5 protein-coding genes are annotated in these 6618 nt (G+C 69.7%); all 5 read right to left on the bottom strand.

All coding sequences use genetic code 11. The features are described 5' to 3' along the window. Positions 1-276: 276 nt before the first annotated feature. Complete coding sequence (locus ACE3QW_RS14995) at positions 277-1131, bottom strand: sugar phosphate isomerase/epimerase family protein (RefSeq protein ID WP_374252212.1); 855 nt, start codon at positions 1129-1131, stop codon at positions 277-279. A 91-nt stretch (positions 1132-1222) separates the two neighbouring features. Continuing rightward, a complete protein-coding gene (locus ACE3QW_RS14990) occupies positions 1223-2035 on the bottom strand; it encodes an IclR family transcriptional regulator (RefSeq protein ID WP_051678921.1) in 813 nt (270 codons plus the stop codon). 106 nt (positions 2036-2141) lie between these two features. Then, positions 2142-3044 (bottom strand): NAD-dependent epimerase/dehydratase family protein, encoded by a 903-nt coding sequence (locus ACE3QW_RS14985; RefSeq protein WP_374252210.1) that lies wholly within the window; start codon positions 3042-3044, stop codon positions 2142-2144. 32 nt (positions 3045-3076) lie between these two features. Beyond that, positions 3077-4783, bottom strand: a complete 1707-nt coding sequence (locus ACE3QW_RS14980) for an FAD-dependent oxidoreductase (protein WP_374252209.1) — start codon at positions 4781-4783, stop codon at positions 3077-3079. Then, on the bottom strand, positions 4773-6569 hold the full coding sequence (locus ACE3QW_RS14975; protein ID WP_374252208.1) for a thiamine pyrophosphate-binding protein: 1797 nt from the start codon (positions 6567-6569) through the stop codon (positions 4773-4775). The genes ACE3QW_RS14980 and ACE3QW_RS14975 overlap by 11 nt, the downstream gene beginning before the upstream one ends. Positions 6570-6618: the final 49 nt, after the last annotated feature.

Here is a 6618-nt window from a genome sequence, read left to right as displayed (position 1 = left end):
GGGATGGATGCTCGCCCTCGTGGTCCAGCACCATCCGCACCGCGCGGACCCGCACCTCAGGCGAAAACTTGTTCGTCGTCTTGCTCGTCATGGCTCCACCTTCTCAGGAGTTGGAGCCTCCGACAAACCCGGCGCGGTTCAGTATTCCTTCGCGTCTCACTTCATACCCTACATCGCCGTTTTGCGTCGGGATGGGCGTTGGGGCCCAATCCGTTGGGTCCGGCCCGCCCCAAGGGAGACCCCCATGGCTCCTTGGGTATCAGTAGATGAGCGCGGTCAGGCTCCGGCATCAGGACCATAGGGCGGGCCGAAGCCCATGGCGGCGAGCCGCGCGGCGCCCTCGGCAATATCGTCGTCGGGCCTGCGGGAAATGATCTCCAGCATGGTGGCGCGGTCATAGCCGATCTCTGCCAGCACCGGCGGCACGGCGGCGAAATCCACGTCGCCCATGCCGATGGGATCGTGTCGGTAGAGCGTGCGCGTGGTGTCCGACAGGTGGACGAGGTCGAGCCGCTGCTGCACCAGCCGGAGGCCCGCGCAGGGGTCTTCCCCGATGAAATGGGCATTGGCCACGTCATAGATGACGCCGATGCCGGGATGGCCGTAGGCCGCGAGCGCGTCGAGGATGTCGGTGGCGGAGGGTAGGAAGGCGAAGGGCATGTTCTCGACCGAGATCTTCACGCCGCAGCGGTCCGCGAGCGGGAGAAGGCGGTCGAGCGCGGCGAAGAGGTGGCCGAGGAGGATCCCCCGGTCGAGCGGAAACAGCGGGTTGGCCTTGCCGGGGCCGAGGACCAGGAACCGCGCGCCGATCTCGCCGGCGATCCGGATATGGCTCTCCAGCGTGCGCAGCGAATAGGCCCGCATCTCCTCCACCGCCGCGGCGATGTTGAGATCGATGTTCGGACCGTTGACCGATACGGCCGCGAGCCCCGTCTCCTCCAGCGCGCGCCGCACCGCCGCCGGGCCGGCATCATCCGATGCGCCTTCCCACAAATGGCCGGGATAGATCATCAGCTCGATGCCGCAATAGCCCGCCTCCGCCGCGCTGCGGACACAGGCGGCCGCCGGCCGGCTGAAGGTGTAGGAATAGGTGTTGATGCCGAAGCTCGCGGTGGGCGGCGTGCGGTTCATAGGCGCTTCCTTGCGGTTCGAGTTGCGGGCGTGCGGCAGCGTCCGGCGGCGGAGCCGGGGACGGCCTATCTTGCAGCGGGACGTTGGGGTGTCAGAGCGTCCCGGACCGGTGGCCGAGCTCCCGGGAGATGAGCGCGCATGTGTCCTTCACCTGCGCGGCGAGCTCGTGCAGCCGCGGCAGGCTGAGGCGCCAGACCGGACCCGACACGCCGGCCGCCGCCACTACCTCGCCGCGGAAGTCGCGGATGGGGACGGCGAGGCAGCGGACCTCGTCGTGGAACTCGGTGTCGTCATAGGCGATGCCCGCGGCGCGCACGCTGGTGATCTCCGCCCTCAGCCGTTCGGCATCGGTGATGGTGCGCGCGGTGAAGGCCGCGAAGGGAGCGCTCTCCAGGTAGCGCGCCAATTGCCCGTCGCCCATGGCGGCAAGAAGCACTTTGCCGACTGCCGTCGCATGGGCGGGGCGCACGGAGCCGTTGCGTTCGGTCATCTGGAAGGCGCCGTCTCCCGCGACCTTTGCGGCGATGATGATGTCATGACCGCTGCGCAGGGCGAGATGGCTGAACTCGCGGGTCCGGGTCGCGAGGTCCTCCAGGAAGGGCATCGCGGCGGAGACCAGCTCCACCTCGCTCGAGGCGCTGGCGGCGAGCTGGTAGATGGTGCGGCCGAGGTGATAGCGCTTGGTCTCGCGATCCTGCCGCACCATGCCCTCGGCGACCAGCGTCCGCACCAGATGGAACGTGGTGCTGCTGTGCAGGCCCACGGCCCGGGACAGATCGGCAAGGCTGATGCCGTAGTTGCGCGAGACCTCGGTCAGGATCGCGACGGCACGCTCGATGGACTGAACGCCACCGCGTTCGCCGGTGGTCTCGCCCTTGTCCTCCTTGCTGACGGCTGGCGGCATGGGCGCGGTCCTTTCCTCGCCAAAGGTTGATTTGTGCCTTCCATACACCTGTTGCGCGCATCGCCGGAAGGGGACCGGCAATGCGGCAAGCGGCGCCACGTCACCATCAGGCCGCGGCCGGTATGGCGATGGCGCGCGCGTCGAATTCCGCGTCGAAGCCGAGGCGCTCGCGCACCGGGTCGAGGTCGTAGATCGGCGCGAAGGGGTTGCGGGCGTAGACCTCCGGCCGCCGGACCTCCGGCGTGCGGCCGAGGAGGCGGGCAAGGCGCTCCAGCGTCGGTTCGGGGGAGAGGGTGACGTTGGCGCACAGCAGGAAGCGCTCGAACGTGACGGTCTTCATCTCCAGCGCCAGCCGGAAGGCGCGCGCCGCGTCGCGCGGGTCCACATGGTGCCAGCATGGCCCACCGCCGGCGGACGACGGCCCGCCCGCCGGGGTTCCGCGATAGGTGTCGGGCGCGGCCGCGCGAGCGCGGATCTCGCCATACATCTCGGGATAGGCGACGAAGACCGGGCGCAGCACCACGATCTCCATGCCGCGGGTGGCGAAGCTGCGCCCCGCTTCCTCGCCCATGAGCTTGCTCAGCGCATAGGGATCGGTGGGATTGAGCGGGTGGGCGAGGTCCACGGGCAGATAGGACGGGGGCACCATCTTGCCCTCGCGCACGGTGTAGCCGAGCACGGAATCCGACGAGCAGATCACCACCCGGCGCACCCCGGCCGCCTCCGCCGCCTCCAGCAGCAGATAGAGGCCGACCACGTTGACCTGCATGATCTTCTCGCCGCCGCCCGACCAGATGTTGGGGATGGCGGCGATCTGCAGGATGGCATCCTTGCCCTTCACCGCGCGGGCGACGGCGGCGGCATCGGTCAGGTTGCCGGTCTCCCAGGAAATCGGCGCATCGCCGGCCTTGAGGTCGAAGCCGGTGACGCGGGCGCGGCCCTGCATCTCCTTCACCACCGCCCGGCCGAGCAGCCCGTTGGCGCCGGTGATGAGCACGTTCTCGAACATGGCGTGTCCTTCCGTCTTTTTGGTTTTGGGGGTCAGGCTGCGGCGAGGTTGGTGGCAGCGACGTAGCCGAAGGTGATGGCCGGCCCGAGCGTGATGCCGGGGCCGGGATAGGCCCCGTTCATGATGGAATTCATGTCGTTGCCGCAGGCGTAGAGGCCGGGAATGGCCGTGCCGCTCGCGTCGAGCACCCGCGCCCCGGCGTCCGTGGCGAGGCCGAGCGACATGCCGAGATCGGCCGGATGCACCGCCACCGCGTAGAACGGGGCGGCGGTGATGGGCGCCACATTGGGATTGGGCTTGATGTCCGCATCGCCGAAATGGCGCTGGTAGATGTCGCCGCCGCGCCCGAACTCGGGGTCTTTTCCGTCCCGTGCATGGGAGTTGAAGCGCGTCACCGTGGCCGCGAGCACGTCCGGCGGCACGCCGATGCGCTCGGCGAGCGCCTCGATGGTGGCGCCTGTCTTCAGATAGCCGCTGTCCAGCTCCGCCTGCACCGACAGGGTAAAGGGGCGGATGCGGCCGAGACCGTAGGTCCACAGGAAGTGCTTGTCGCAGATCAGAAAGGCCGGCACGGCCCGGTTGCCCGCGCGCAGCATGGCGAGGACGAACTCGTGATAGGACAAGGCCTCGTTGACGAAGCGCCGGCCCGTCGCGTCCACCGCGATGAGGCCGGGCTTGCCGCGATCCGTCACGGTGTGGGGAAACACGGCCTCACTGCCGTCGGCACGGCGGAAGCGCGAGGCGGGCACCCAGAACGCATTGTTGCCCGCCGGCTCGGCGAGGCGGGCGCCAGCCTCCAGCGCCAGCCGCACGCCGCCAGCGGGCGCGCCCGAAGCGACGGTGGCGGTGAGGCGGCCGGCGGCGGCCGGAAGGTGCGCGGCCCGGAGCGCGTCATCCCGCGAGCATCCGCCCGAGGCGAGGCAGACACCGCGTCTGGCGCGCACGACCCTGCGCGCCCCGTTCTTCTCCACCGTGACGCCGCAGACGCGGCCATTCCCGTCCCGCTCCAGTGCGACCGCCGCCGTCGCGAGCAGCAGCGTCACCTTCCGGTCGAGGACGGAGCGCAGCAGCGCCGCCATGAGCGCGTTGCCGAGATAGAGGGTGGTCCCGCGCGGGGCGGAGAGCCGCTGGAGGGCATAGGCGGCCGTCAGCCGGGCGACACGGAGCGTCGATTTCAGGGAGCGCCCCACCTTGCGGAAGTGGGGGATGTCGGCGCGGCTCACCATCATGCCGCCGAACAGGGTGAATTCCGGCAGGGGCGGCCGAAGCAGGGCGAAGGCCTGGCCCAGGCGGCGCGCATCGAACGGTACCGGCTCCAGCACCCGGCCGCCGGCCGTCGCCCCCGGCGTGTCGGGATAATAGTCCGGATAGGACGCGACCGGCCGCAGCCGCACGGCCGTGTTGCGCTCCAGGAAGGCGACGGCCTCCCCGGCGCGCGCAAGAAAGGCCTCCCGCGCCTCCCGCCCCGCATCCCCCGGCACGGTGGCGCCGAGATAGCGCCGCACGGCGTCCGGGCTGTCGTTCAATTGCGGGGATTTGTCGTTGCCCGGCGCCCAGACCATGCCGCCGGAAATGGCGGAGGTGCCGCCCACGAAGGGCGAACTCTCCACCACGGCCACGGACAGCCCCCGCGCCGCCGCGGTGGCCGCCGCCGCAAGGCCGGCCGCCCCGGCGCCGATCACCACCACGTCGTAGGCCTCCGACGCGGCGGCGGGGCCGCTCTGGTCTTCAGAACGCATGGTCGAGATCGCCGGGCAGCAGGCGGCGGCCGAACACCGGCTCCTTGTGCGGAACAGGCGGCAGCGCCCAGGCGCCGGTCGCAGGCGGGCGGACATTGGCGTCCACATGCACGTCGATCAGATAGGGACGGCCGGACGCGACCGCGATGCGCAGGGCCTCGGCGAAGTCGGCGGTGCGGGTGATGGTGACGGCCTCGACGCCCGCCGCCTTGGCCCACAGCGCGAAGTCCGGATTGTAGGGCTCGCCGTTCTCGCCGCGATAGAAGGCGGTGCCCAGCTCGCGGCCCTCGAACAGGCCATACTGGATGTCGCGGATGGCGCCCCAGGCGAAGTTGTTCCACACCACCCAGACCACGGGGATGTTGTACTCCACCGCCGTGCACAGCACGTGCGGCACCATGGTGAAGCCGCCGTCGCCGCACACCGAGATGACCGGCCGGTCCGGTGCCGCGAGCTTCGCGCCGAGCGCGCTCGCCGGGCCGAAGCCCATGCCCGAATAGCCCCAGCTGTTGAGCATGGTCTGGGGCCGGCGGGCCTTCCAGAACTGCATGAACCAGTTGTGGTGAACGCCCGCATCGAAGGTGAGGATGGCGTCGTCCGGCAGCACCTCGGCGCAGGCGCGCACGATGGCCTCGGGACGGATGGGCGTGCTGTCGATGTCGAAATTGGGCGCGACGAACGCATCCCACTCCGACCGCCATCCGGCGATGGACGCGTGCCACGGCGCCAGCCGCGCGCCGGGGTCGAGGTTGCGCCGGTCCAGCTCCGCCAGCACCTGGCGCAGGAAGGAGCGGGCATCGGCGAGGATGGGCAGGGTCGGGGCGTAGTTGCGGCCGATCTCGGCGTGATCCACGTCCACATGGATGAGCTTGGAGGTGGGGAAGTTCCAGGAATAGCCGGGCATCCAGGAGGAGGCCGAGCGATCGTCGAACCGCGCGCCCACGGCGATCACCAGATCGCAGGTGCGCCCGGCCTGGTTGGCGGGATAGGCGCCGTTGCGGCCGATGAAGCCAAGGGAGAGCGGGTCCTCCATGTCGAGGCAGCCCATGCCGTTCGGCGAGCTGATGACGGGAATGGAGAGACGCTGCGCCAGCGCCGTGAGCTCCTCCGCAGCTTCGGAGAGGGCGACGCCGTGGCCGATGAACAGCACAGGCCGCTCGGCGGCGAGCATGAGGTCGACGGCGGTCGCCACGTCCTCCGGTGCCGCGGCGCTGCGGCGCTCGTTGATGAGTGCGGGCGCGCCGGGTTCGAGGCCGATATCGGCCTCCTCCTGGAACACGTTGAACGGCACGTCGAGATTGACCGGTCCGGGCCGGCCGGAAAGCATGGTGCTCATGGACTGGCGCAGGGCCAGCGGAAGCATGTCCACCCGCGTCGGCTGGAACGAGCGCTTCACCACCGGGCGCATGACGTTGGCGAAGTCAGCCTGGTTGTGCCGGTTCAGCTCCTGGAAGGGGCTGCGGTTGAACTGGCTGGTGGGCACGTTGGCGGTGATGGCGAGGAAGGCGGAGGAATCGGTGAGCGCCACCGCCGTTCCCATCACCATGTTGGCGGAGCCCGGACCGCAGGAGGTGAGGGTGGCCAGCGGCGCGTGCTTCACCCGGAAATAGCCATCCGCCATGTGAGCGGCGACCTGCTCATGTCGGGGCGAAATGAGCGTGATGTCCGCGCGGGCCTGATGCAGCACGTCCAGCATGCCCACATTGCCGTGCCCGCAGATGCCGACCACGTAAGGCACTTTTTCCTTGATGAGGAATTCGGTGATGAGTTCTGCGCCCTTGGGCATGGGAGTGTCCTCTTCCTTGACCGGCGCCCGGCGCCGTTTCTCTTGATCT

The organism is Xanthobacter sp. (assembly GCF_041911315.1).
In the GTDB taxonomy this organism is placed as follows: Bacteria; Pseudomonadota; Alphaproteobacteria; order Rhizobiales; family Xanthobacteraceae; genus Xanthobacter; species Xanthobacter aminoxidans.
The sequence above is the reverse complement of the archived record's forward strand: the minus strand, read 5'-3'. Positions and strand labels throughout refer to the sequence as shown.